General features: G+C 50.1%; 22 protein-coding genes. 6 read left to right on the plus strand and 16 right to left on the minus strand.

Translation table 11 applies throughout. The annotated features are described in order from the left end of the window. The first annotated feature begins 128 nt into the window (after positions 1-128). Complete coding sequence (locus PGR10_RS07540) at positions 129-2201, plus strand: ATP-dependent nuclease (protein WP_430923272.1); 2073 nt, start codon at positions 129-131, stop codon at positions 2199-2201. Beyond that, positions 2194-3927: a UvrD-helicase domain-containing protein gene (locus PGR10_RS07545; RefSeq protein WP_430923273.1), complete on the plus strand. Its 1734-nt coding sequence runs from the start codon at positions 2194-2196 to the stop codon at positions 3925-3927. Before PGR10_RS07540 ends, PGR10_RS07545 begins: the two co-directional genes overlap by 8 nt. A gap of 209 nt (positions 3928-4136) precedes the next feature. On the opposite strand, the gene PGR10_RS07550 is transcribed toward PGR10_RS07545, so the two are convergent. From PGR10_RS07550 to PGR10_RS07565, 4 genes are all read right to left on the minus strand, one after another. Further along, a complete protein-coding gene (locus PGR10_RS07550) occupies positions 4137-5492 on the minus strand; it encodes a right-handed parallel beta-helix repeat-containing protein (protein WP_430923274.1) in 1356 nt (451 codons plus the stop codon). Positions 5493-5600: 108 nt separating this feature from the next. Then, positions 5601-7034, minus strand: a complete 1434-nt coding sequence (locus PGR10_RS07555; protein ID WP_213794507.1) for a glycoside-pentoside-hexuronide (GPH):cation symporter — start codon at positions 7032-7034, stop codon at positions 5601-5603. 94 nt (positions 7035-7128) lie between these two features. Next, positions 7129-8139 (minus strand): LacI family DNA-binding transcriptional regulator, encoded by a 1011-nt coding sequence (locus tag PGR10_RS07560; RefSeq protein ID WP_348854152.1) that lies wholly within the window; start codon positions 8137-8139, stop codon positions 7129-7131. Between the two features lie 270 nt (positions 8140-8409). Continuing rightward, the gene (locus PGR10_RS07565; RefSeq protein ID WP_430923275.1) at positions 8410-8982 is read right to left on the minus strand and encodes a hypothetical protein; all 573 of its coding nucleotides are present in this window, start codon (positions 8980-8982) and stop codon (positions 8410-8412) included. 131 nt (positions 8983-9113) lie between these two features. Between PGR10_RS07565 and PGR10_RS07570 the strand changes: the two genes are divergently transcribed. Next, positions 9114-10004: a LysR substrate-binding domain-containing protein gene (locus PGR10_RS07570; protein WP_430923276.1), complete on the plus strand. Its 891-nt coding sequence runs from the start codon at positions 9114-9116 to the stop codon at positions 10002-10004. A gap of 47 nt (positions 10005-10051) precedes the next feature. Here PGR10_RS07570 and PGR10_RS07575 read toward each other — a convergent pair whose 3' ends face one another. From PGR10_RS07575 to PGR10_RS07590, 4 genes are all read right to left on the minus strand, one after another. Further along, a complete protein-coding gene (locus PGR10_RS07575; protein WP_430923277.1) occupies positions 10052-10390 on the minus strand; it encodes a DUF1869 domain-containing protein in 339 nt (112 codons plus the stop codon). A gap of 9 nt (positions 10391-10399) precedes the next feature. Beyond that, complete coding sequence (locus PGR10_RS07580; RefSeq protein ID WP_087860660.1) at positions 10400-10732, minus strand: DUF1971 domain-containing protein; 333 nt, start codon at positions 10730-10732, stop codon at positions 10400-10402. Between the two features lie 214 nt (positions 10733-10946). Further along, positions 10947-12863, minus strand: a complete 1917-nt coding sequence (locus tag PGR10_RS07585) for a putative bifunctional diguanylate cyclase/phosphodiesterase (RefSeq protein ID WP_113373525.1) — start codon at positions 12861-12863, stop codon at positions 10947-10949. A 10-nt stretch (positions 12864-12873) separates the two neighbouring features. Further along, positions 12874-13371 carry a molybdopterin-dependent oxidoreductase gene (locus tag PGR10_RS07590; RefSeq protein WP_087860488.1) on the minus strand — a complete coding sequence of 166 codons (498 nt, stop codon included), beginning with the start codon at positions 13369-13371 and terminating at the stop codon, positions 12874-12876. Between the two features lie 287 nt (positions 13372-13658). Here PGR10_RS07590 and shiA point away from each other — a divergent pair, with 287 nt between their 5' ends. Beyond that, positions 13659-14978, plus strand: a complete 1320-nt coding sequence (gene shiA / locus PGR10_RS07595) for a shikimate transporter (protein WP_087860487.1) — start codon at positions 13659-13661, stop codon at positions 14976-14978. A gap of 13 nt (positions 14979-14991) precedes the next feature. Continuing rightward, a complete protein-coding gene (locus PGR10_RS07600) occupies positions 14992-15732 on the plus strand; it encodes a lipoyl protein ligase domain-containing protein (RefSeq protein WP_308958548.1) in 741 nt (246 codons plus the stop codon). A 5-nt stretch (positions 15733-15737) separates the two neighbouring features. On the opposite strand, the gene PGR10_RS07605 is transcribed toward PGR10_RS07600, so the two are convergent. Beyond that, entirely contained in the window at positions 15738-16475 is a 738-nt protein-coding gene (locus tag PGR10_RS07605) for an HPP family protein (protein ID WP_213794502.1), read from the minus strand. Between the two features lie 199 nt (positions 16476-16674). Between PGR10_RS07605 and PGR10_RS07610 the strand changes: the two genes are divergently transcribed. Beyond that, positions 16675-17784, plus strand: coding sequence for an adenosylhomocysteinase (locus tag PGR10_RS07610; RefSeq protein ID WP_087860485.1), 1110 nt, complete (start codon positions 16675-16677; stop codon positions 17782-17784). Between the two features lie 38 nt (positions 17785-17822). Here PGR10_RS07610 and cobT read toward each other — a convergent pair whose 3' ends face one another. The 7 genes from cobT to dacD all read right to left on the minus strand — a co-directional run bounded on the left by cobT (position 17823) and on the right by dacD (position 23801). After that, positions 17823-18881 (minus strand): nicotinate-nucleotide--dimethylbenzimidazole phosphoribosyltransferase, encoded by a 1059-nt coding sequence (gene cobT, locus PGR10_RS07615; protein WP_316424189.1) that lies wholly within the window; start codon positions 18879-18881, stop codon positions 17823-17825. A gap of 27 nt (positions 18882-18908) precedes the next feature. Further along, the gene (gene cobS, locus PGR10_RS07620; RefSeq protein ID WP_113373520.1) at positions 18909-19649 is read right to left on the minus strand and encodes an adenosylcobinamide-GDP ribazoletransferase; all 741 of its coding nucleotides are present in this window, start codon (positions 19647-19649) and stop codon (positions 18909-18911) included. Next, complete coding sequence (cobU, locus tag PGR10_RS07625; protein ID WP_430923278.1) at positions 19646-20188, minus strand: bifunctional adenosylcobinamide kinase/adenosylcobinamide-phosphate guanylyltransferase; 543 nt, start codon at positions 20186-20188, stop codon at positions 19646-19648. The genes cobS and cobU overlap by 4 nt, the downstream gene beginning before the upstream one ends. 172 nt (positions 20189-20360) lie before the next feature. Continuing rightward, positions 20361-20684, minus strand: a complete 324-nt coding sequence (locus PGR10_RS07630) for a DUF496 family protein (RefSeq protein ID WP_015365834.1) — start codon at positions 20682-20684, stop codon at positions 20361-20363. A 168-nt stretch (positions 20685-20852) separates the two neighbouring features. After that, positions 20853-21911 carry an FUSC family protein gene (locus PGR10_RS07635; RefSeq protein ID WP_113373700.1) on the minus strand — a complete coding sequence of 353 codons (1059 nt, stop codon included), beginning with the start codon at positions 21909-21911 and terminating at the stop codon, positions 20853-20855. Positions 21912-22009: 98 nt separating this feature from the next. Continuing rightward, the gene (gene sbmC / locus PGR10_RS07640; protein WP_113373519.1) at positions 22010-22483 is read right to left on the minus strand and encodes a DNA gyrase inhibitor SbmC; all 474 of its coding nucleotides are present in this window, start codon (positions 22481-22483) and stop codon (positions 22010-22012) included. A gap of 151 nt (positions 22484-22634) precedes the next feature. Further along, entirely contained in the window at positions 22635-23801 is a 1167-nt protein-coding gene (gene dacD, locus PGR10_RS07645) for a serine-type D-Ala-D-Ala carboxypeptidase DacD (RefSeq protein ID WP_213316842.1), read from the minus strand. Positions 23802-24130 lie beyond the last annotated feature (329 nt).

Consider the following 24130-nt stretch of genomic DNA (forward strand, 5'->3'; position numbering starts at 1 on the left):
TTCAATGCCTCAGGTAATAATATAGGACCTGAGGCATTGTGAACAACTAAGCTATTAGAAGAATGAAGTTCACATGCAATGTAATAACATCAGCTTTGTCGATATCCTATACACAGATTGAGGGACGTATGCGCATTCATCAGGTTCAAATAAAGAATTTCCGACTTTTAGCTGACGTGGAGCTTGTATTAGAGGAACAGACGACAGTCATTGTTGGTCGAAACAACAGTGGGAAAACATCGCTCTCAGAGATAATACGCAGATTTTTAGCAGACGGCAGTGCGACTTTTCAACTCGAAGACTTTTCCAGTTCTTGCTATGACCGTTTTTGTGATGCACTGAAAGCGCTAAACGAAGGGGAAGAGGATCATGTTATTCGTGATCTCGTCCCAGCTATTGAGCTTCGATTGAAATTCCAGTACGACTCCACGCAACCTCAATTAGGCCCATTGAGCCCCTTCGTGATTGATTTGGATCCGGCGTGTACCGAAGCGCTCGTGGTAGTCAAGTATGAATTGAAAGATGGCCAACTGGCACGGTTTCTCGAAGGACAGCCCACAGAACAACTAACTCAGGAGACTCGGATTGCCTTCTTCCGGGCGTTACGGGAACGTATTCCCAACGATTTTTGCGTAAAAATATGGGCTGAAGATCCCAATGATCCAGAAAATCGTCGCGAGTTACAATCTAGCGCACTGCGCGGTCTGGTCAAGTCGGGCTTTATCAACGCTCAACGGGGACTCGATGATGTGACATCCAGAGAATCGGATGTACTGGCTAAAACGGTAGAACATCTTTTCGCAACAGCGTCCTCGGCCTCTGCGGATACAGCAGATAAGCAAATTGCCGATGCGTTGAAAGGTGCAGTTCAAGATATTCAGACTCAGATTGACACAAACTTTGGTAGCCAACTGAAAAGCCTGATTCCTGCGCTGAAAACGTTTGGATATCCCGGACTGGGAGGGCAAGAATTACACACCGAAACATTGCTCGACGTGCGCAAGTTACTATCAAACTTCACTAAGGTTCGGTATTCGGGTTATAGCGGTGTCACACTACCAGAGTCGTACAACGGTCTTGGCACTCGTAATTTAATATTTATTCTGCTGCAGCTGGCTGGTTTCTATAAGGCATTTCGCGCTGAAGTTACTGAGCCGGGTGTACATCTGATCTTCATTGAAGAGCCTGAAGCCCATCTGCACCCGCAAATGCAGGAGGTCTTTATTCGTCAACTTGCCAAGATTGTGCAACAACTGGTTGACGGCACTGAGGACAGGAGCCCCTGGCCCGTCCAGTTTGTTGTCTCTACACACTCATCTCACATTGCCAACGCAGCTGGTTTCGAGAGCATTCGCTATTTTCTCGGTGCTACAGTGCAGGGAACTCAGGAAGGAGTTCGTACAACCAAAATCAAAGACTTGCGTAAAGGGCTTAGACATATTCCAACGGAAGATAGAAATTTCCTTCATCAATACATGACGCTGACCCGTTGCGATCTCTTTTTCGCAGATAAAGCTATTCTCGTCGAGGGATTGAGCGAGCGATTATTGCTTCCTGCTATCATCAAAAAACTAGAATCAGCCGAACCAGAAAGACCGAAGCTGTCGAGCCAGTACGCAACGGTGATGGAAGTCGGTGGTGCTTACGCTCATTTGTTCTTCGAGTTATTAGCATTTCTTGAACTTCAGAGCCTGATCATAACTGATCTGGATGCCGTTCTGGCTCCTCGGGGTAAAGCGTGCGCCGTTCATCTTGGCACATATTCCAGTAATGCTTGTTTGAAAGCATGGTTCTCTGAAGATACTCCTTTCACATTAGCTGGTTTGATTGCAAGGAGTGACGATGATAAAGCTCGTAATGGAAATCGTATTGCCTATCAATGTGCAGAAGTGACAGATGGCCCCTGCGGACGCACATTCGAAGATGCATTTATCCTTGCAAACTCGGTTCTATTCGGGCTGGTAGGGAGAAATACTCAGGAACTTGAAATAGAAGCCCGTGATAAAGCGGCTGAGTGGAAAAAATCAGAATTTGCATTGAAATACGCGATTACAGAGACAGAATGGAACGCCCCCAAATACATCGTCGATGGAATTCGCTGGTTAGCTGGCAGCAATGAGCCTATGACACAAGATCCAGTATTGGCGCAGGTTGTAGAGGCCACAACTAATATTGAAGAAGGAGCCAGCGCTGATGTCTGAGATCCATTCGCCCGCCGAAGCTGCTAGCCAGCGAGCTTTGGAATCTATGTATGCTTGCCTCAGTGAAGGACGAAGCTTCCGGCTGGAAGCTGGCGCTGGTGCGGGTAAAACATATTCCCTTATTAAGGCACTTCGATTCTTGATTGAGCGAAATAAGGATTTATTTGAAAAACATAGCCAGCAAATTGCCTGCATTACCTTTACTAACGTGGCGAAGGATGAAATCGTCGCGCGAACAGATCGAAGCCCCATCGTTTTTTGTGATACCAATCATGCGTTCTGTTGGTCGTTAATCAGTAGCTTTCAAAAACCGTTGAGAGAACTGATTGAAGCAATGCCAGAGTGGAGAGAAAAGCTCGAAGAGGCTGGTGGAAGCCTTAGTAATCGTAGTGTTGAGTATAATCTTGGACATCGCTCCATCCGCGACCATCGTATAACGATTCATCATGACGATGTCCTTTCTTTAACTATCTCACTCATGGAACACGATAAGTTCCGCAAAGTGATTACAGAACGCTTCCCGATCATTCTGGTCGATGAGTACCAGGACACAGACAAAGACTGGATTGAGGCAATTAAAAGACATTTTCTTGGGCAAACTGGAGCTCCTCTATTTGGTTTTTTCGGCGACCATTGGCAAAAAATCTATGGTGGTGGATGTGGTAAACTGGAACATCCAGATGTGGTTGGGATAGGTAAGGAGGCCAATTTTCGTTCGGATAAGACAATTGTCGATGCCCTCAATCTCATGAGGCCTGAGCTACCGCAGTGTGTCAAAGACCCCGAAGCTGAAGGTCAGGTACGGGTTTTCCATACAAACAATTGGCAAGGGGTACGTCAAAAAGGTTTGCACTGGGGTGGAGATCTCCCTTTAGCAGAAGGGCAAGCTACTCTGGAACGTGTCAAAGAAACGTTGCAACAAGATGGTTGGGATTTCTCTCCCGCACATACCAAAATTCTCATGCTGACTCATCGACTTTTAGCCAATCAGCAAGGTTACTCGAATATAGTAGCAACGTTTCGATATAACGAATCTTTTACGAAAAAAGAAAACGAGCATATAGCCTTCTTTATCGACAAGCTTGAACCTGCCTGCGACGCCTTTGAGGCTCGTAAATATGGTGCGATGTTTGAAGTTTTTGGTGGCGCTACACCACAATTACGTAGCCATTCAGATAAGGAAAGTTGGCACAATGCAATGATGCAGTTGCTTGCTATACGCGAAACAGGAACTATCGGTGAAGTGGTTGAATTCTTGCGTACACATCGTAAGCCCAGACTTCCTGATAATGTTGAAAAACACGAGCAGGAATTACGCAATTATGACAGGACTGCTGGTGCGGAAATACCCCGAAGGCTAAAAGAACTGGAAAAATTGAAAGATATTCCCTATTCCGAAGTAAAGTCACTTCGCCGTTATCTTGATGGTCATTCCCCTTTTGAGACTAAACATGGTGTGAAAGGTGCTGAATTTGAAAATGTCTTGGTAGTTGTTGGACGAGGGTGGAACCAATATAACTTTGGTGAAATGTTGGGCTTTGCTGGAGAGCAAATGCTCCCAGCAGGAAAAGAAGATTCATTTGAGCGTAACCGAAATTTGTTTTACGTGGCCTGCTCCAGACCTCAAAAGCGCCTTGCAATCTTGTTTACACAAGCTTTGTCTCCTGAGGCACTTGCAACACTTGGGAATTGGTTCGGAGCTGATACTATTGTGCCTGCACCATAATTGGCGCGGTTTGCTGGTGTTCAATTGGCTAAAGTCAGTGCCTAAATATGTCATTAGTCCCGTAGTGAAATGGTGGTCATTCTGGTGGTCTTGACAACAAGTGAATTCAAGTTTAGCTTATGAATTAGCCTGTTACTGGCAAAGGCGATCCCAGTCAGAGGAGCCAGATTTAGAAAAGCCTGCTTACGAGCAGGCTTTTTGCTTTTCTATTATGACAAGCCGGGTACCGGCGTCGCTCTAAACGCATTGATCGCTTTATCAAGCACAACCTGATCGTCGCTTCCGGAATCAAGTATGGTATTACGTTGAGATGCTGCGTCGACCTGTACGGTCGTCACGTCGAGAACTTCCAACCCCTCTAATGCCAGCAGCGCTCTAACTTGTGCAGAGAAACAAGATTCTGCATGACCTTTTAACAATGATGTATCGGTGGTAGCAACAATATGATTGTCAGAAATATAGTTACTATCTCCTGATGCCAACCGTATTATGACAGGTGTCGCACCAGCAGGAACGATATACTGTTTATCAATCGATTCAGAAATATGGTTAGCAATAATCGAATTATTCTCCCCTTCTATATATAGCAACCCATACAAGTCATCTAAACCATTACTATAGGACTGCATAGGTTCCCAAGGTTCATGTTCACGGAAAAAGTGGTTTGCCGTCACCAGGTTTTCTGAACAGCTATTCTCAAAAACCAGCATCCCTGGATAGAATGAATGAAATCTGTTGCTGCTAACTGCAGAACGGAGGACACCAGAAAAGTGAATACTGCTTTTACCGCGGGGAAAAATGTTGTTTGCTGTAACCAGAAGGCCACCAAAGTTCTCTGCATAAATGGAATATCCTCTATAACCGGCACCTATCAAATTATCGGTTATTTTTGAAGCCTGTCCCGACCCACGGAGTTCTATACAATTACCGCACTCAGCAATAAAGTTATTATGTATCGCCAATGCATCGGCATTATATATAGTGATGCCGTGTTCAAGATATACGAATCCCATTCCACTAATGCGGAATGAGTCCTGCGCACTGGCAATATAAATACCCGTTTTACCATTGAGATAGGTGTTTTCAGGGTCGTTACTTCCCGAACCGTCATCCACAAAATGTAACCCATCAATGCAAAAATCCGCGAACTCAACTGAGCTTATTCTTGGGTCACCGCTACGCTCAATATAAAAAGCCGCCCCTTCCGCTTCCGGAGTCGTAGATGATGGTGTTATATCAACAAGTATACGACTACCGCCTGGCCACAATTCATGCCAGCTTGCCCAATCACTTTCCGGAGTATTAAAACGGATACTTGAAGAGGTAAACCCATGTCCGTCTCCTTTAACTTTCAAGTAACTGATGTCTATTACTACCTGAGTGAGCAAATGATAGTCTCCTGGCGGGATATAGATAACAGCCCCCGGCTTTCCACCATCATTTACATCTGTGTCTGTTTGCCGATTTTTAATATCGGCAATAATACTATTAATCACTAAACCGATATCTTCAAAAGGATTACCTTCACTCCACTCTGTTACATCATAATAATTTTCACTCGACATGCGTTATTTTCCTCTACATTATTAGGATAGGTAGATATTACGATTCTATTAACCTCTGAATATTATAATAATTAATAATGACCCTGATTTCTGTCAGGAGAGTTTTAACTAATGATTAACCACTGTGGTCCTATCTCGCTCGATGTCATGATGCGGTGAAGAACCGTTATTGAGTTCACGCTTAGCGAGTTCCACTTTAATCTGTTCAAGAAAGTGGTTATTCAATTTAAAGTATCTAACTACGAATGCGCTAATAAAATAGGTAATCATTGGCAGTAAAGAAAACATAATAATGATACCTTCGATAGTCTCTGTGTTTTGTTGAGGTTTATTAGCGATGTAACCCGTCAATGATAATATCCACGCAACAATCGCACCAGCAACTGCTAAACCCATTTTTAACATAAACAAATTACCAGCAAATGAAATACCGGTAAGGCGTTTACCGTATTTCCAGTCTCCGTAGTCATCAACGTCGGACATCATGGCCCATAATATTGGCCCTGATTGAATCAAATGCAGGATGTTAATGATGATAAATAGTGTAAGTAGTGGTAGCAAAGACCTGGGATCGACAAACCATAGAGCTAAAGAAAGGAAGCCAAGAACGATATTAATCGAACGGAACAGCTTAATTTTATCAAAACGATCGGTGAGTGGTTTCGCTATAACACTACCTAGCATGTTACATGCAACGCCAAGAGCCAAAAAAAACGTAGTAAATCCGACGGAGGCTTGCATAACATAGGTAGCATAATAAATAGTCACTGCACCACGAATAAACGCCGGAAAAACATTAAGGAAAGTAATAAAAATCATCAATAACCATTGATCGTTTTTGATGATATCTTTTAGATCATTTATTAAAGAGTCATTAACTTTAATTGCAGTAACACGTTCTTTGATACTGGCAAAACAAAAGAAGAACATTAGTGTCGCAGCTCCTCCCATGATTACCATAGTCAACTGAAAACCAGCCGCTCTGTTACCGTTACCTAACCAGTCTGTTAAGGGTAAAATTGAAGAAGAGACAATTAGCGTCGCCAATCCATTGAGGAAAAATCGCCATGACAAACAGCCTAAACGCTCTTTCTGATTTAGCGTGATCACACCGGCTACTGAGCAATATGGAATATTGATAGCAGTATAGATTAATGACATAACCAGATATGTCACCCAGGCATAAACAATTTTTCCATTCATGCTTAAATCGGGCGTTGTGAACATTAGTACTGCTCCCAAACCAAATGGCAATGCCATCCATAATAACCATGGTCGGAATTTACCCCATCGGCTACGAGTACGATCGCAAATCGCCCCCATAACCGGGTCGCTAAAGGCATCAAAAATACGAATGACCAGAAACAAGGTACCGACAACACCGGGAGCTAAACCATAAACATCCGTGTAGAACCATGTTAGATATAACGCCAGTACACTCCAAATCATACAAGAACCAGCATCTCCCATTCCATAACCAATTTTTTCTTTTAAACGCAGTTTGCCGTAAACACCTTGCCTTTCGATTGAGTTTGCAGACATAGAAGACCTCTAGAGTATACAGTCATAAGTGTTCAACAGAGGTTAGTAAACCAATGTTAGTTTATATTTATAAGTTGATAACGGCGTATGTAGATTAAAGCAAAGTAATATTAATACTCACGCTACTCTCCCGTATAATTAACCGAGAGACAATTTCGTGCATTTCAATACTTTCTTGTTTTGTTTCGTTGTTAATCATTTGAAATGCCAGATGGGCGATTTCACTTATCGGTTGCGCCACACTAGTGATTTTTTTAGTTTGTGCCAGTAAAGTATTATCAAAACTAGCGATGGCAATATCTTTAGGCACAGATATTCCTTTTTCTTTTAAGCCATCAATAATATAACTAGCAGCCACATCGTTATAGACCCAGAGAGATGAACAATGATTTATTCTCTCGGCTAGCCTGACAATAATATCATCGAGTATACTAATATGCCCTGATGTTTTCTCACCCTCGCCTTTCGCTATCCAAAACTGATTCTCTTTATCTATAGTCAATCCCTGAGCGGTAATTCGTTTTGCCCATGAAAAAACCTTTCGGTTATCCGCGCCTTCCTGCGCTACAAATCCAAACGTGGTATGACCGGTCTGAATAAAATGCTCGGCTATAACTTCCGCCCCTTTACTTTGATCGATAGAAACAGAATTGAAAAATCGCGATACCAGCGTAACCACTGCAACGGGGATATTAGTCGCGATGAGCCATTCTGCAAGTTCGCTTTCGGCTTCTGTTGGCACCCATAGCAAACTGTCAATACCCATACTAATAAGCGTATATATTATTTGCTTATCTAGCTGCGGTTGATTCTGATGAGTTTTGACGATAACCGTTTTACCGATGTATCTTGCCTCTTCTTCAAATGTCGCCAGCAGTTCACAAAAATGTGGGTTGACAAGGTTTGGCAGAACAACTGCAATCAGCCCAGAACATTTCCCACTCAATTGAAACGCACTCTTGCTAGGCACATAGCATAAGAAATCCATTGCCTCACGAACTGCTTTGCGAGTTTCTGGCGCCACGCTGGGATGATTATTCAGCACGCGTGAGACCGTAGCGGTAGATACTCCAGCTTTTATTGCTACGTCTTTAATGGATGCCATAGTAAATAACTGCGTCGACCAAGAATGACGTAACTATAAAGTGTGATGAAAGTCAAAAATGTAAGCCACTTCACATGTTGCCGCGTTACATAAAACCCCGCTTTTTCTCTCAATTCTGCTGTCACTAAAATAACTAAGCGTTCACGATAATATTTAATGGATTCACTGACAAACAGAGGATAACGGGCGCCACGCCAGAACCAAAGTCGTCGTGGTGTTACGCTTGCGTAGATGATAGGTAGGATTTGCTATGGTAAATAACGGGCCGATTTACGACATTTCCTGCTGTCTAATTTTCATCAGCACCGCTCCCAGCAATGCCAGATCTACCAGGACCGCCAGTGCGTAGACAAAACCTCCCTTTCCCGAATCCGCATAGTGATTGGTTAGCAGAGTCGCCAGGATAATAATAACGATACCTGTTGTCATCGGGATGTTCGCCATCATGCCCGACGAGTATCTTGCTGTAGCATTGTTTTTCCAGACAATACCCGCACCTAATCCACCAAAGGCGATCCCCGGAATTTGAGATAGCCAACCGTGTCCGCTATTCCACAGCACCAGTAACATTAACCAGCCCATAGCGGACAGCACAAAGGCGTAGCACGATACCCTAACGCTATAATGCGCTGGCCACAGCTGCCAACGCGCGATTGCATAGCCAACAGCAAAAGCTCCCGTCAGCGTCAGCAGCGACGCCAGAGTACCGAGAGTGCCAATCATGGAGGAAACGCTCAATAGCAGCGCCCCCGCCGCGAATACGCCACTTAGCGCGATAGTTTGCGTGAGCGGGGCCTCGCAAGTGGTTGCCCCACCAGCTCGCTGATTACGGTAGATATTCATTATTCACTCCTGATAATCGCAAACACTGATGAATTTAATTCAGTGTCTATTTCACATATCAGTAGGCTATCCTCTGTATAATAAGTACGGCAAACGCATAAATTTCAGCAATAGATGAGAAAAACTCAGCCATGAGAAAAACCCGCCTCCCGCCGCTGGGCGCGCTACGCGCCTTTCATGCCGTTGCCCGCTGTCGCAGTTTTAAACGCGCCGCCGATATGCTTGGGGTGAGCGCTACCGCAGTGAGCCACCAGATAAAACTACTGGAATCTGTGCTGGAGTGCCGCGTCTGTGAACGCAATGCCCTGGGAGTCAGCCTTACCGACAGCGGTGAAATTCTCTATGCAGGGACTCAACGCGCCTTTAGCGCGCTGGAAGAAGCGACTACACAAATTGTTCGCTCACACCAGCCGCCGTCACTCACCGTCACCACCACCTCCAACTTTCTAACTCACTGGCTGGTACCACGGCTGGCAGCATTTAAAGCGGAATTCCCCGCTATTGACCTGCGGCTGCATACCAGCGTCGAGCGGGTGGATCTCAACCAGCGCAGCGTTGACGTCGCGATTCGCTATCGTGAAACGCCGGAGCGCGAACTGCACTGTACCTTGCTACATGAAGACCGCTTTATCGTCGTCGCTAGCCCAACGCTGGGTATTACACGGCTGGAGGATTTGCATCACGCAACCCTGTTCCACGTTGAACATCGTCACGTTCCGGCTGATTCGCCGGGCTGGGAAAACTGGCAGCGTCGCTACGGGCCACCGCAGCTGAATATCGATGCTGGGTTAACCTTCAGCGATGAGACGCATGCGCTACAGGCGGCGGTAGCAGGACAAGGCGTAGTGATTGCCAGCGAGCTGCTGGCGCGCGATCTGTTGCAACGCGGGGTATTAGCGGCGCCATTTGAGATGTCCTTACCGGGAGCAAACTATTATCTGGTGGCGACACAAGAGTTAGCCCAGCGCGGCGATATCAGCGCGTTGCGGGACTGGCTACTGCAGCAGATAACGATGAGTTGAAACCGGAGAAAGAGGCAGATATCGGACGATATCTGCCAGACGGTGTGTTACCAGCCGCAGACGTTAGTCTCTTCGTCAGATTCATAACCGCGCACAATATTGATGAGCTCTTTCACCGCGTCAGCGGCATGCAGTGGATCCTGAAGCGCCTCGATTGAGGCGAAATCTTTATCTACCGATACACCATTATTATTGTTAGTCACCACCAGGCTGAACCCTTTGCCCTGTGCGTTATCGGCAGAAAGATCCTGAAGCAACTCCGCTACTGCCTGAACCGCAATATCAGGGACATAAAGCGCCATCGGCTTCAGATAAATTTTCTCTTTTTTTTCATTATTGTTGTTATTGGCTATCGCTAATGAGTAACCTTTATTTTCACTGTTCATAGACTCAGCTTATCCCTCAATCAGAATTTTAGGGTCGACGTAAAAATCGACATTAAATACGGTATCGTCAGTTAATGCCTCAATGCAGTGCCATTTTTCCGCAGGGAAGACACCAAACTGCCCCGCTTCAATAGTCATCGTTTCAACAGGGTCTGGGCTCGTTTCATCGGCATAACCATAATAGCGTATTGCACCCTGCATCACCGATAAACGCGGATAGACGCCCTGTCGCGTACCGGCATCAAGATGGCGCTTCCAGATGGACGCGGGCGCGGTCTCCTTGGTCCACATGGGGGTGGAGCGGGTCTGAACATAATGGGTAGGTATAATGATTCGCTGCATGATTTGCCTCTCTTTCCGCGCCGTGAAATAGCGCCGCGAATGAAACGATATATTGCATATCATATACCCCTTTTAATTGTTAAGGGTATTATTTTTTTGATCCTATTTTATCTACCACTATTTATACCCATTACGGATTAGGTTTATTTAAAATATAAAAAAGCGCCTGTGATAGTTCACAGGCGACAGTTTAAAGACCGAAGATTATCTTTTTTCAGTTGTTATTTAAAAGCCCCGGCTTCCCGATTAAATATCCCTGAACGAGATCGCAACCTAATTGTTGCAGCGAAGTTAACTGTTCCTCGGTTTCAACACCTTCGGCGACAATGCGCATATGTAAACTTTTCCCCATACTGATGATCAGGCGCACGATATCGAGGTCATCTTTTTGCATAGGTATATTGACCACAAACGAGCGGTCAATTTTGATCTTATCAAAAGGGAAATAACTCAGCCGCGACAATGACGAATAGCCGGTACCAAAATCGTCAATTGAGATCTGAATCCCCTGCTCGCGCAACTGGCTGAGGATCTCCAGCGAGCGCGTATTCTCGTTAAATACATCAGATTCCGTAATCTCAAGATCAAGGCGCCGCGGGTCGAGGCCGGTCTTCTTTAGCACCGCCGCTACCGTGTCTGTAAGTGAGGTATTGATAAGTTGAATCGGTGAGACGTTTACCGAAACCTTCAGCGGTTGCTCCCAGCGAGCCGCCTCCTCGCAGGCGGTCTTCAGCACCCACTCACCAAGTGGGTTAATCAGGCCGGTTTTCTCCGCCACCGGGATAAATTCCGTAGGTGGCACCATACCGCGCAGTGGATGAAACCAGCGCACCAACGCTTCGTAACCGTAGATTTCACGCGACACCGTGTCGGCGATCGGCTGGTAGTAAACCTTGAACTGGTCGTTTTCCAGTGCATGTAGCAGATCGTCCTCAAAGGATTTGTTTTCCTGTAAACGTTGTAACATGCCGGGACGAAAAATCTCCACGTTGCCCGCGCCCGACTTTTTCGCTTCATACAACGCTAAATCGGCACATTTGTATAAGTAATCAGTACGACTTTCACCATCGGAGATAACGATGCCGATGCAAGCGCCAATGTTAATTAACGAATCGTAGATATAGTACGGCTGGCTGATTTTTTCGCGGATCACATCCGCCCGCTCCAGCGCCATTTCTTCGCTCAGATCCTGCGATACCAGGGCAAACTCATCGCCACCAAGGCGGTACAGCGTCTCTGATGTTTTACGAAAGAACGACAGACGGCTGGCGAGCTCCTGCAGCAACTTATCGCCGGCATCATGTCCTAAGGTATCATTAACATCTTTAAAATTATCGAGGTCAAACAACATAACCACTGCGCAACCATTATAAGGTTTCACGTGATTAACCACTTCCTGTAGCCTCTGCCAGAAAGAGAGGCGATTAGGCATACCTGTTAACGAATCGTGATAAGCGTCATACTGCAAACGGCGGTTCTGTACCTGAAGTTTCTCTTTCGACAGCTGTAAATCATTAGCTAACAGCTTCATTCGCACATGCGCGCGACGCAAGTTGTTATTTTGTCGAAGCATCAATAGGCCAAGAGTGATACACATCGTAATCAGCAAGATTGAAATCACCGAATAGATGTAATAGAGATGCTGAATCTTATCATGCGTAAGATTAACGACATCAAAGTCCTGCGCCAGGGTCATGGAGGCCAGTGAGGTCATTGGGCCATCCAACTTACTCATCGTGTATAGCAGAGTCATCATCTGCTCAGGCGTCATGGAATCCAGTTGCCTGTCGAGTTGATCGAGGATCTGAATCAGACTGGTGACCGTCGCCTGCCGCTGCTCGCTTTTTCTGATGAACTGACCAAGATCGCCCTGCTGCAGCAATTCAATCTGGCTCATCATTATTTCCAGGCGCAGGCGTACCTCATCGCGGTCGGTCCCCTTCACGTTCAGCGCCAGGGCGCTTAAACGAGCCTCCAGACGCATGTATTCAGAGACCATCTGGGACACAGACCACGAGTCGGTATAACGTGTTAATTTTTGCAGCTCACTCTGCCGCTCATGCACCAGATAGGTAATGTATCCGGTGACGATAAAAAGCGACAAAATAATGGCAGTGAGTATTCGATTCAAGATCAGAGCCTTACTCAATTATAATCTTTGAAACCTGCCATGCCGAGCGGGAATAATAGATTTGGTTCTGTAACTCCGCGCTACTATCGTAGGGATAAACAATAAAAAGGGGCCCTTTGTCACGAATGCGCATATATTCACCATTCATCTTCAGCGCGAGGATCACCGGGAATTTATGAAAATCATCCACCGGCACCTCGGTCGTATAATCGTTAAGGGCCATCACCTTCGCCGTCTTACCTTGCGCACCCACTAAGTCCATAAGTTTGCTAAGTGAAATACCATCAAAGCGCACTTTTCCTGAATACCAGGGAGTGGTTGTGATCACTGTCTCATTGCCCAACTTTTCTAACGCGGCGACGTCAAATACGGCAGTATCGCCTTCGTTTGTATTGGTAATCTTTCCTGAAATGGTTAAAACGGGTTTGCCCGTTGGCGCAGGCAGTTTTTCTGCGAAAGCATTAGGTAAAACTAAAACATAAAATAAAACTGCAAAAATTAGACGCATATCACCCACCATATCCAGCGTTGGAGATAGTAATTGTAAACCATTTACGTGAATTCTTAAAAGCCGTCCCAATGGGGCAACAAAAATAAAATAGCAGTAATGGTCAACAGTTAACCCACGCCAGTGGTGAAAATTAAATGTTCGATTTAGACATTTTTTACTTTATTGTCTTTCCGGCAGGTAAAAAACTTTTCAGTTGCGCTTATGCGCGGTAATCTCCCTAACGGCGCGTAGATAAGAAAGCGTCTCATTCAAATAATAACAAATTAGCAACAAACAGGACAGGCATGGACTCAACGCTTATTTCTCCCGACTCCGGCAACGGGGTCGCCTCTCTTCATCGCGCTCGTCGTGCGGCATGGGGCAGCTTTGCCGGCGCCGTCGTCGACTGGTACGATTTTCTGCTGTACGGCATTACCGCCGCACTGGTGTTCAACCGCGAATTTTTCCCACAAATTGGCCCGGCAATGGGCACGCTGGCAGCCTTCGCGACCTTCGGCGTCGGCTTCCTCTTCCGCCCGCTCGGCGGCGTGATCTTCGGCCATTTCGGCGACCGCTTAGGTCGTAAGCGCATGCTGATGATGACCGTGTGGATGATGGGGATCGCCACCGCCTGTATCGGGCTCCTGCCTTCCTTTAACCAGATTGGCTGGTGGGCGCCGGTTTTGCTGGTGATTTTGCGCGCAGTACAGGGCTTCGCCGTCGGCGGCGAATGGGGCGGCGCGGCGTTGCTGTCGGTTGAAAGCGCGCCGAAAAACAAAAAAGCGTTCTATAGCAGCGGCGTGCAGGTGGGTTACGGCGTCGGGCTGCTGCTCTCTACTGGGCTGGTATCGCTTATCAGCAGTTTCACCACCGATGAGCAGTTCCTTAGCTGGGGCTGGCGCCTGCCGTTCCTGTTTAGCGTAGTGCTGGTACTGGCGGCATTGTGGATCCGCAACGGCATGGCCGAGTCGGCAGAGTTTGAGCAGCAGGTGCAGAAAACGCCCGCCGCGGAGAAAAAACGCCTGCCGGTACTGGAAGCATTGGTACGCCATCCGGGTGCCTTCTTATTAATCATCGCTCTGCGCCTGTGTGAACTGTTAACGATGTATATCGTGACCGCATTCGCCCTCAACTACTCGACACAAAACCTCGGCCTGCCGCGTGAGCTGTTCCTCAATATTGGGTTGCTGGTGGGCGGCATTAGCTGTTTTACCATTCCCTGCTTTGCGTGGCTGGCGGATAGGTTTGGCCGCCGACGTATCTATATTACCGGGGCGCTGATCGGAACATTAAGCGGCTTCCCCTTCTTTATGGCGCTGGAGCAGCACTCGCTGTTCTGGATCCTATTTTTTGCCCTGATGCTGGCCAACATCGCCCATGATATGGTGGTTTGCGTGCAGCAACCGATGTTTACCGAAATGTTTGGCGCCAGCTATCGCTACAGCGGCGCTGGCGTCGGATACCAGGTGGCCAGCGTGGTCGGCGGCGGTTTTACGCCATTTATCGCCGCCGCGCTGGTCACCTTCTCTGGCGGGTCGTGGCACAGCGTGGCGATTTATCTGACGGTCGGCTGCCTGATCTCTGCCGTCACGGCGATGTTGATGAAAAACCGCCATCCGACATAACAAGGGAGGCTTCGTGATAACACAACAGAACACAGACTGCTGGCCTGCCGGGTTCAACGCCGACGAATTACCGATTGTCCGCTGCGATGATCCCACGCTTGCCGAACTGCCTCTGTTCGAGCGCGCGCGCCGAGGTGAAGCCGTCGCTCAGCTCTGGCAGGCGCCGCAAGGGTTCGTGGTGCCCGGCAGTTACCGGAAATTCGCCAATCTGGCCGCCGTCAGTGAATCCTTTGCCGCCCGCGGCTGGCCGGTGTGGATGCGTCGCTCCGGCGGTGGGCTGGTGCCGCAGGGGCCGGGGATCCTCAACCTGAGTCTTGCCTGGCCGGTAACCCAGCCGTTAGGCGAAGCCGCCGAACCTATCTATCTGTTGCTGTGTGGAATATTGCAACGCACGCTGGCGACCCTCGGCGTCGAAAGCCATTTTCAGGCCGTCAGCGGTTCTTTCTGCGACGGGCGCTATAACCTCGCCTGCGGCGAGGGGGAAAACGCCCGCAAGATTGCCGGTACCGCTCAATACTGGCGGCCCATAGCCGACAGCCAGGGGCACATCGTCCTGGCTCACGCCGTGATATTACTGGATGCCGACCTGCAGGCCGCACATCAGGCGGCCAATGATATTGAGGCGCTGCTCGGCAGCGGTAAGGTCTACCGCGCGGACAAAACGATTACGCTCGCCGAATTATTGCCCGGTGAACCCGACCTCATCGAGCGATTCAGGCTGGCGCTAGCTAAGGCATTGCAACGGGTGCCTTAATAGCATCACTGGCGCGCTTTTTGACCGACGGCGAGACGCAGCCGGGCCTGCTGTTCAATATTCTCCAGTAGTTCCTGCACATCGTCCTCGCCGATATCAAGGAACTGCCCTTCCATCAGCGCGGCGTGAATATCTTCGCGAGTGACTGCAATCCCCATCGGCACTACATTCGGCTTCACCTCTTCCGCCGCCAGCGGATGCGGATAGCGGCGCCCGACCAGATTGTTGAAGACGATCGCCAGCAGCGCCAACATCATGGAGTTCAATAATACCGGCGTCAGCACAAACTGGTAGCCTTCACTGTGTACGCCGGCGCCGCCAAGAATGGCCGTGAGCGCCACCGCGCCGCCAGGTGGATGCAGACAACGCAAAAAGTACATCCCGGCAATCGCCAGCGCCGCCGCCAGGCCGCAGGCGATTGCCGTATCCGGCACCAACAGTCCGACAGTGACGCCGATCAGCGCCGAAAGCACGTTGCCGCCAACGATAGACCAGGGTTGAGCAAGCGGGCTGCTGGGCACGCCGAATAGCAATACCGCCGAGGCCCCCATCGGCGCAATAAACCACAGATTCACCTCGCCCAGCAGCCAGTGGCTGAACATACTGGTCACCGCAAGTCCCGTTCCGGCGCCGATTGAGCCCAATAAAATATGCTTTTTAGCAACGGGTAAGGCATGAGGTTTTAAACGGCCGAGAAAAATACGCGCGCGGGAAAATAGCGGGCGCTGTAAAACGCGTAACATCGAACGAATCGCTCACATCATAGGAATAAATGATGTTTCATTGTCTTTATTTAACCATTCATTAACAACCATGTATTTATGATGCCTATTATTTGCAACTTTACCGGGCAGTGTGGGTTATGTGATTTATACACCCTGCGTTAGAATCATCTTCCCCACTGGGGTTAAACCCACTCTACGGATTAAAGGTCACAATACGGTGAATAATAAGACAAATTTAACGAAAGAAGTGGCATGGGCTAGCCAGAATATGCCGCGTACCCTGCGTCAGGTGGCGGCCCTTCCCGACCTCAGCGAAGTGCGCCTGGCCTGCTGTATGCATCTCGATATGAAAATGATCCCGCTGGTGCAGGGGCTCCTTGAGAAAGGGGCGAAAGTCTTTTTGACCACCTGTAATCCAACCACCGTGCAGGATGAGGTTGTCTCCTGGCTGGTGGAGCGCGGCGCGGAAGCCTGCGCCTGGCGCAATATGAGTGACGCTGACTGGCAACAATCATGGGAAAAAGCCATCGCCTGGCAACCAACCCACCTGTGCGAGATGGGCGCGGATATTACCACCCTGCTCCACCAGCGCGGCGAGTTCGGCAATGTCGTCGCCGGCCTTGAAGCCACCGGCTCCGGCGTCAATCGCCTCGGTGATATTCGCCCCGGCTACCCTATCTTTAACTGGGATGATCTGCCGGTCAAAGAAGGTCTACATAACCGCCATATGGTCGGCCTGACGGCCTGGCACACTTTCTTCCAGACCACTCACCTTACCCTACATGAGAAAAAAGTACTGGTGATCGGCTACGGTCTGGTCGGGCAAGGCGTTGCCGCGGCGGCAAAAGCCTTCGGCGGCCAGGTTATGGTGGCGGAAATCGATCCGGCGCGCCGTTTACAGGCCGCTTATGACGGCTGGCATGTCGTAGATTTACAGGATGCAATCGCATCAGCCGATGTCGTCGCCACCGCCACCGGCGGCAAGAAAGTGGTCAACAGCCTGGCGCTGGATAGCGCTAAAGATGGCGTGTTTATTCTCAACGTCGGACACGTGGCGGAAGAGATTGATTGCGAACACCTGCGCCAGTTCCCGCATGAAGAGGTTATGCCCTATATCAACGCTTATCGGATGCCGGGGAAAACAATCTATCTGATGGCCGATGGCTCAATGCTCAACCTTACCGCCGGTTTTGGCGATAGCCTGAATGCGTTTGATGTCACCCTTGCGGTGATGGCCAGCGGCATTCGTCATATCGTTACCGACGGTATGCAGGCTAAAGCGGATGTTTATCTGCTGCCGCAAAGCGTGTGGCAGCAGGCGCTGTAAGCACTCTTTCGGGGGGCCGGTCGGCGCCCCGAAGCCGGTTAACGGTTTTCCGGCAGCACGATATTGCTCTCAGCCAGCGTCCCCATGTCGTTGAACATCGCTCCTGCCGCCTCCACCAGATGCATGGCTAATGCCGCGCCGCTGCCCTCGCCTAAGCGCATGCCCATCTCCAGATAAGGTTGCAACTGCAGGTGCTCCAGCGCAATACGTGCCCCCTTCTCCGCCGACAGATGCGACGGAATCAGGTACGGATGCAACTGTGGCGCGATCCGGCAGGCCGCCAGTGCCGACGCGTACGATAAAAAGCCATCGAGTATTACCGGCAATCCGCAGGAAGCGGCGCCCAGCATGACCCCGGCCATCCCGAGCAAGTCAAAACCGCCCACTTTTGCCAGCACGTCGAGGCCATCTTCGGGTGAAGGCTGGTTGACCGCTATCGCCCGGCGTACCACTTCCGCCTTGTGCGCCAGCTGCGATATTGGAAGGTTCGCGCCGATGCCCACAACATCGCCGGCATCATGATCGGTCAGCACGCTGACTACTGCCGCAGCGGGGGTCGTGTTAGCCATTCCTAATTCGCCCACGCCGAACAGACGCACGCCCTGCTCCGCAAGCTGACGGGTGTAGCGCATGCTCGCCAGCAGCAGCGTTTCAGCCTGCTCGCGACTCATCGCCGCGGTACAGGCAATATTACCGCTGCCGCGCGCCACTTTCATATTTACCAGCCCAGGGATCGGTTCGGCGTCAATACCGATGTCAACTACCTGAACATCAGCCCCGGCCTGAGCTGCCAGCACGCAAACGCCGGTATTCTTACGGGTCATATTGACCGCCTGAATCGCGGTCACCGCCTGTGGCGAGACGGTAACACCTTCATGCCAGACGCCGTGGTCGGCGCACATGACCACGATAGTTTTGCGTGGAAAACGTAATGCGCCCTGTAGCCCCGGCATACCGGCTAACTGAATCGCCAGCGATTCCAGACGCCCCAGGCTGCCGGGCGGTTTCAACAAGCCGTCAATATGCTGACGAGCCCGCGACATCGCGCTTTCGTCCGGCCGCGGGATGGCCGCTAACCATTCACTTATTGTATCCATATGCTTCCTGTCAGCGCGGTGTGTGCTCTATAGCAACGCCAGTAAAAAGATAACTTCGCCCAGTTCAATGGCCGCTCCCAGCGTATCGCCGGTTTGCCCGCCCAGCGTGCGCTTCAGCGCCTGACCAAGCGCCGACACCACCAGCAGCGTTATAACCGCAGCCAGCAGGCCCTGCACGCCCAGCAGCAGCGTTGCCAGCGCCAAGGATAGCGCCAGGGTAATGACGGTCTGCCGGAAAGTCACCTTGCCAATAAATACGTTACCAAGCCCCTGCTCCCGGGCATAACGCTGGCGGTACATTAGCAGCACCGACATCCCACGCGCCACAGCGCAGGCGGCAGCCAGCGCCGCTAGCATCGAGGTACCGCGCAGCGCCAGTTCGCTAATGACCAATACCTTTGCCACCAGCACAAAGATCAGCGCCAGCCCGCCGTGCGTCCCCAGCCGACTATCACGCATGATCTCCAGCATCCGCTCGCGGCGACGGGCTGAGAAGATCCCATCGCAGGTATCCGCCAGGCCATCAAGATGAAAACCGCCGGTCAGCAGCGCCAGCGCCAGTACGGCGAACAGCGCGGCCAACGGCAGGCCGCACCAGGCATGAAGCGCCAGCATCACCAGCCCGGCAATCGCGCCAAGTAGTAACCCCACCAGTGGGAAAGTCACGATCCCGCGCTCATATTGATCGATTTCCAGCCCCTGCGACCAGCGGGCCGGAACCGGTATGCGGCTCATAAAGGAAAGCGTGGCAAAGAACGATTTAATCATTTGATTTTGACTCCTATCCCTGAAACAACCAGCCACACCTCATCGGCAGCCGCGGCCAGCATCTGATTCACACGCCCGGCAATATCGCGAAAATGCCGCGCCAGCCGGTTGTCCGGCACGATTCCCAGCCCCACCTCATTGGTGACCAGCAGCACCGGCGACGGGCAGGCACGGCAGGCAGCAATCAGCTGAGTGATTTCTTGCGTGACTATCCTTTCCAACGCAGCGTAATCCCATTCATCAGGATCTGTTTCCCCACCTTCAGCGAACAGAATATTGGTGACCAGTGTAGTGACGCACTCAAGCAAAATAGCTTCATCGGGTGCGTTATCGGGGGTAATGAGTGGCGTCAGGTCACGGCTGCGCTCCGCTGTACGCCAGTGCGGCGGTCGGCTATTGCGGTGATGTTGAATGCGTGCGGCCATTTCATCGTCAATAACGGCTGAAGTGGCGATATAGAGCACCGACATGCAGGATTGGAGTAAAGATTCGGCGTGACGGCTTTTGCCGCTACGCGCGCCGCCGGTAATCAGTATCATCGCGGCGGTACCTGAATCTGGGACAGCATGTGATAAACCCTTCCGGTATCAATAAGTTCACGGCGGCAGTATAACAAACTGTCGGCTTAAAGGGCGATGCTTATACGGAGGTTTAAGGCAGGAAGACGGAAAAGCCCGGCGGCCAGCAATGCCGCCGGAACTAATGAGTGGTTTATTCGCCGACTTTGGCTTCACCCATCACTTTGAGTTTTTTAGAGATGTCGCGACGCTCTTTCGACAGCTCGGCGTTTTTGATGATGTAATCGTCAACGCGGTCTTCATAATCGGTTTTCATGCTGGCGATGATACCCTGAATGGCTTCAACGCTCATACCCGGCTTGATGTAGTCGCTGAGGTTGTCCAGCAGCAGGACACGCTTCTGGTTATCACGGATCTTTTTCTCAACGTCCTGAATTTCACGCTGCAGCTTGTTCTTACGACGGAACAGACGAACAAACTCCAGAACGTCCTGGAAAGAAGGCTTAGTTGTTTCCATTTTTACACCCCTAATATTTGAGATTCGGATTCGCTAAAGCGACTGCCCTATAGGGCTAACATAACTGCTAGCAGTCGCTGATGACAATGTTTTTTCCTTTGCGTTTATCATAACCCTAAATGCTGCTGAATCGAAGCAACCTGTTCACTTCGCGCACGTATCTGTCTTTTATTTGCGCAGCGCGCGGCAAATAAGGTGCGACAGCAGCTCAAGCTGGCGCGCCAGCTCAATGGTCAGCCAAACATAGCCGTGAATCGGCGTTTCCGACAGATTATCGCCCTGATGCTCTTTGATAAGCTGTCGCAACTCGACCACAATCTCGTTGAGCTTCTCGGTGTTGGCGCGTACCGGCTGCGGGTTTCCCTCATACAGGGCATGGGCGATAGTCAGCAACGTTTGCTGGGTCATCCGTTGGGTTTCGCGCAAAGTCTGGGCGTTGAGCATCACAAAATGGCCCTGACGCGAGGCCCAATAAGCGTTGATTTGCAGTTCCAGCATGCATACCAGATTACGGCTGACGGTCTGAATGGCTTCGAAGATTGCTTTCTGAATATGCGTTTCTTTGCTGGCCGGGGTTATCAACCCGCGCATTTTCACCACGTCATTGAGCGCTTTCTGAAGATGTTTTTCCAACCGCGGGCGCTCAACCAGATTCGGCGAAAAACCGGCCTGATACAGCCGATTAAACGTTGTGACGTAATTCGCCATCTGGATGCGCCAGTGCAAAAACGCCCGCTGCGGCCAGATACCGGTAAACAGCATCGCCAACAGTGAGCCGAAAATGACATCGCCGCTTCGCCACAGCGCGGTGTTCATATCACCCGGCGGCGCGCCGACCACCACCGCCAGCGTAATGCCAATCAGCAGCGCCTGGTAGGGCCGCTTGCCGAGCGCCAGCCAGCCGCAAAGGAACATCGCCACCGCGCACCACAGCACCATGATTGGCAGTGAGATAAGTTCGAGTTTGAGCGCCACCAGCCCCAGTACCGAACCGAGGATAGTGCCGCCAATACGTTCGAAGGCCCGCGGCACCACATTGCCCCAGAAAGAGATAGGCCCCATCACCACCACCAGGGTGATCAGAGGCCAGGTGCCCTCCGGCACGTTCAACAGACGCACCAGCAGGAAGGTCAGGACAAAAGCCAGCGCGATGCGGATACCGTGCACAATTCGGTAATGACGATACAGACGGATCTCAAATGGCTTAAGTGATTTATCAGCGCGCACGGCCTGCTCCGGCAAACAGAAAAGGCCAATTGTAGCCGCTTTTTTCGCAAGCGCACTGCGCTAATGTAAAAAACCTTGTCAAGATAAGGGATAACGACTTACGAGCCGATACGGTTCACCGCCACATACATCTCAATATCCCAGTGACCATCCTGGTTGCCATCGTTAAGATAAATTTCAAAACAGGGCTTATCCGCGATTTCGAACTCGCTGCTCTGCAGCAGGCTGTCAAAGAACTGCAGCCAGGGCGTGGAGAAGTCATGGTTAATGACCCGCGCGCTGGCGCAGGCGTAATCGCCACCGGCAATTGCGGTGAGGATCACCCCTTCACTATTAGGCGGGATGACGTAATCATCCGCCACGGTAACAACGGTGTCACAACGCAGTTTTTCCGCCGGTACCTGCTGCGGATTATCGTAATAAACCGCGACCCACTCCTGCGCCGGCACCTGGTGGTGACTGACCCACGCCGCCAGTTGTTCAAACCCCTGTTTTACGGTCTGCTCCCAGGGGCCAACCATATGAAACCCGGCAATCTTGCGGGGAGAGAGAGATTGAATGCTGTAGTTCATAGCGCCTCCAGTGTTGATAAAATACTGTATAAATATACACTAAATTTAGCAGCCGGCTGAACAACAGTATGTGCGCGGATTCACAGAGTCGCCACAAGCGCGAAATGAATGAAGCCCGCCGCAGAGTGCGGCGGGCCAGAGGGTAACGAGATTAAATGCCGTGATGTAGATAATCGCTCAGGCGGGAAAACATCCCGCCCTTGCCTACGCTTTCCAGGGTCACCAGCGGCCAATGCCCGACCACTTTGTCGCCATCGTAAAGCGAGATTTCGCCCACGCGTTGGTTAGCGGCGAGCGGCGCTTCCAGATCCTTAGTATCCAGTACATATTTTGCTTTGATACGCGGAACTTCTGATTTCGGGATCGCGAGCCAGAAGTCCCGATCGGTGCCGAGCTTGATCTGCTCTTTGTCGCCATACCAGATATGTTCGACGCCGACCTGCTTACCTTTTTGCAACACCTGCACGGTGTCAAAGTTCTGTTGACCCCAGTGCAGCAGCTTAGCCGCCTGCTCTTCCCGCCCTTTTGGACTATCGGCCCCCATCACCACGGCAATCAAACGACGCTGGCCATCGACCGCCGAGGCAATAAGGTTGAAGCCAGCTCCGGAGGTATGGCCGGTTTTCAGACCATCGACATTCATGGTTTTGTCCCACAGCAAACCGTTACGGTTCTGCTGGGTAATGCCGTTCCACGTCAGGCTTTTTTCGCTATACATATGATAGACATCCGGCTCGCCGTGAATGATGGCCCGCGACAACACCGCTAAATCATAGGCGGAGCTATGCTGGCCTGGCGCGTCGAGTCCATGAACGGTTTCAAAATGGGTATCTTTCAAATGCAATTTTTCAACGTAGCTATTCATCAACGCGACAAATTGCGGTTGGCCGCCAGCAACATAGTCAGCGAGCGCGACGCAGGCGTCATTACCGGAATCGACGATCAGCCCGCGGCTAAGATCGCGAACGCTAACCCGATCGCCCGCTTTAAGGAACATCAGCGAAGAACCGTTAAACACGGGATTGCCCTTGGCCCAGGCATCCTTACCGACGGTGACCATATCATCAAAGGTAATGCGATGGCTGTCTATGGCGCGGTCGACAACGTAACCGGTCATCAGTTTGGTCAGGCTGGCGGGGTTACGCTGTTGGTGTTCGTTACCGGCGGTCAGGATTTGACCGGTAGTGTAGTCCATCAGCACCCAGGAACCGGCCTGGATCGAAGGCGGCGTCACGGTGACGGGCAAATCAGCGGCAGCAAATGCGCAGGAAACGCTCGAAGCGAGCAAAGTTACAGCAAATAAAAAACGGCCTTTCAACGGCATATCCTCAAGATTTACAGATTCGCCGTCCTTTTTACGGAAGTTCGCCTGAGAGATCAGGGTTAAATTGCAAGAAAATATGACATGATCTTTTTATCTAATGTTATTCAAAGACGCCATGCACAGAAGCTAGTCTCTATTGTTGTTAATAGAGCAATAAAGCGCCAACAATCACCATGCAATCAATAAGGATAAATTATTGTCTTTTTATTGAATAAAAAGCTTTCATGAAAGAAATCGGAAAGAAGTACGAATGTATTACCTACTAAAATTTTGGAGCACAACCATTACTCAGTGAACTCCTAAAATCATGTACAAGCCATACT

The sequence above is a fragment of the Klebsiella sp. 141198 genome (genome assembly GCF_050600785.1).
Classification (GTDB): Bacteria; Pseudomonadota; Gammaproteobacteria; order Enterobacterales; family Enterobacteriaceae; genus Klebsiella; species Klebsiella aerogenes.

Excerpts from the sequence above, each read along its gene's own strand:
- PGR10_RS07540 (WP_430923272.1), top strand. The coding sequence starts at position 129 with ATGCGCATTCATCAGGTTCAAATAAAGAATTTCCGACTTTTAGCTGAC.
- PGR10_RS07545 (WP_430923273.1), top strand. The coding sequence starts at position 2,194 with ATGTCTGAGATCCATTCGCCCGCCGAAGCTGCTAGCCAGCGAGCTTTG.
- PGR10_RS07550 (WP_430923274.1), bottom strand. The coding sequence starts at position 5,492 with ATGTCGAGTGAAAATTATTATGATGTAACAGAGTGGAGTGAAGGTAAT.
- PGR10_RS07555 (WP_213794507.1), bottom strand. The coding sequence starts at position 7,034 with ATGTCTGCAAACTCAATCGAAAGGCAAGGTGTTTACGGCAAACTGCGT.
- PGR10_RS07560 (WP_348854152.1), bottom strand. The coding sequence starts at position 8,139 with ATGGCATCCATTAAAGACGTAGCAATAAAAGCTGGAGTATCTACCGCT.
- PGR10_RS07565 (WP_430923275.1), bottom strand. The coding sequence starts at position 8,982 with ATGAATATCTACCGTAATCAGCGAGCTGGTGGGGCAACCACTTGCGAG.
- PGR10_RS07570 (WP_430923276.1), top strand. The coding sequence starts at position 9,114 with ATGAGAAAAACCCGCCTCCCGCCGCTGGGCGCGCTACGCGCCTTTCAT.
- PGR10_RS07575 (WP_430923277.1), bottom strand. The coding sequence starts at position 10,390 with ATGAACAGTGAAAATAAAGGTTACTCATTAGCGATAGCCAATAACAAC.
- PGR10_RS07580 (WP_087860660.1), bottom strand. The coding sequence starts at position 10,732 with ATGCAGCGAATCATTATACCTACCCATTATGTTCAGACCCGCTCCACC.
- PGR10_RS07590 (WP_087860488.1), bottom strand. The coding sequence starts at position 13,371 with ATGCGTCTAATTTTTGCAGTTTTATTTTATGTTTTAGTTTTACCTAAT.
- shiA (WP_087860487.1), top strand. The coding sequence starts at position 13,659 with ATGGACTCAACGCTTATTTCTCCCGACTCCGGCAACGGGGTCGCCTCT.
- PGR10_RS07605 (WP_213794502.1), bottom strand. The coding sequence starts at position 16,475 with ATGTTACGCGTTTTACAGCGCCCGCTATTTTCCCGCGCGCGTATTTTT.
- cobT (WP_316424189.1), bottom strand. The coding sequence starts at position 18,881 with ATGGATACAATAAGTGAATGGTTAGCGGCCATCCCGCGGCCGGACGAA.
- cobS (WP_113373520.1), bottom strand. The coding sequence starts at position 19,649 with ATGATTAAATCGTTCTTTGCCACGCTTTCCTTTATGAGCCGCATACCG.
- cobU (WP_430923278.1), bottom strand. The coding sequence starts at position 20,188 with ATGATACTGATTACCGGCGGCGCGCGTAGCGGCAAAAGCCGTCACGCC.
- PGR10_RS07630 (WP_015365834.1), bottom strand. The coding sequence starts at position 20,684 with ATGGAAACAACTAAGCCTTCTTTCCAGGACGTTCTGGAGTTTGTTCGT.
- sbmC (WP_113373519.1), bottom strand. The coding sequence starts at position 22,483 with ATGAACTACAGCATTCAATCTCTCTCTCCCCGCAAGATTGCCGGGTTT.